Annotated in this window: 2 protein-coding genes; both read right to left on the reverse strand. The window is 64.5% G+C overall.

Going from position 1 to position 1,373, the window contains the following annotated elements:
* Positions 1 to 12: 12 nt before the first annotated feature.
* Positions 13 to 812, reverse strand: a protein-coding gene (locus AOQ53_RS24780) for an IS5 family transposase (RefSeq protein ID WP_408055181.1) whose coding sequence is annotated in 2 segments (ribosomal slippage) — positions 13 to 464 and positions 464 to 812 — 801 coding nt in all. Because the reading frame shifts where the segments join, the coding sequence is not laid out codon by codon here.
* A gap of 18 nt (positions 813 to 830) precedes the next feature.
* The coding region (locus tag AOQ53_RS24790; protein ID WP_236711809.1) for a hypothetical protein at positions 831 to 1,373 on the reverse strand (543 nt) is incomplete at its 5' end.

The raw sequence follows: 1,373 nt of genomic DNA on the forward strand, positions 1-1,373 counted from the left end.
TTAGACGCCATCTCATTTGGTGAGTCTGCGGTAACAGATGAGGGTGCACGCGATGCTCGTGAAGGCGAGGAAGTGGTCGGCTTTGCGTTCGTAGCGTCGGTGGAGGCGGCGGCAGCCGGCGAGCCAGGCCATGGTGCGTTCGATGGTCCAGCGGTGCCGGCCCAGCCGTTGTGAGGTCTCGATGCCTTTGCGAGCGATGCGGTGGGTGATGCCGCGTCCACGTAACCATCGCCGCAGGTGGGGATAGTCGTAGCCCTTGTCCGCGTGGAGCTTTCCCGGCTTGCGCCGCCTGCGTCCACGGCGGGAGCGGATCGGCGGAATGTCCTTGACCAAGGGGATCAGGGCTTGGCTGTCGTGCAGGTTCGCGCCCGAGATTCCGACAGAAATGGGCAGACCTGTCCGTTCGGTGATCAAGTGGATCTTCGAGCCGTACTTGCCCCGGTCCACAGGATTCGGACCTGTCAGGTCCCCCTTTTCAGGGCCCGCATGTTCACCGAGTCGATCGCGCAGCGGGACCAGTCCAACTCGCCGCGGGCACCGAGCTCGTCGAGCACCACGCGGTGGAGCTTGGCCCAAACCCGAGCCTTCGACCACTCGCTGAACCGCCGATGGGCCGTTGCCCCTGACAGCCCGAAGGACGCTGTCGGCAGTTGCTGCCACGTGCAGCCCGACGTGGCAACGAACACGATCGCCGCCAGCACCTCCCGGTCGCCATATCGACGCCGACCACCGCCCTGAGGCCGCGACGGCGCCTCCGGCACCACCCTCTGGAACAGCTCCCACAGCTCATCCGGCACCAGCCGCTCAACAATCCCCACGACTTGTCGCGCCTACGGCTTGCTTGAGCAGATGGTCTCAGTCCATGTCGCCTGGAGGTCACGGCAGACAATGGTGAGTGTGCCGTCCCAGCAGGCGATCTCGTGGCTGCAGCCGTCCCTCTGCGGCAGGATCTCGTCGAGAATCACAGTCCCGAGGTCCGTTCCTCGGTCCTCGTCGGCGGGATCGATGATGAAGCTGGACACCCCTGCGTAGCAGATCAGCAGGTCTTGGTCGTGCTTCCAGCAGTTGTGCTGGAACTCGACCTCCATCTCCTCACCGCCGGCGCCCCGGACGGCCCGAAGCGTCAGGTCCTTCACACATCGCCTGCTGCGGAAGTCGTAGTGGTCCGTGTCAGTGGCGAAAGCTCGGGCGCCTGGCGGCAGGTCACCGGAGATCGAGGGTAGGTAGCTCAGGTAGCGAGCCAGGTCCAAGACCCCTGACAGGTCGCCGACCTGAGCATCGAGATTGACGTACTGCATCGGCCTTCGCCCCCGCTCATGGCTTCCTACTGGCCGACGAATCGTCGCACATACTCGCCAAATGAGATGACGTCT

It is taken from the genome of Streptomyces azureus (genome assembly GCF_001270025.1).
Lineage (GTDB): Bacteria > Actinomycetota > Actinomycetes > Streptomycetales > Streptomycetaceae > Streptomyces > Streptomyces azureus.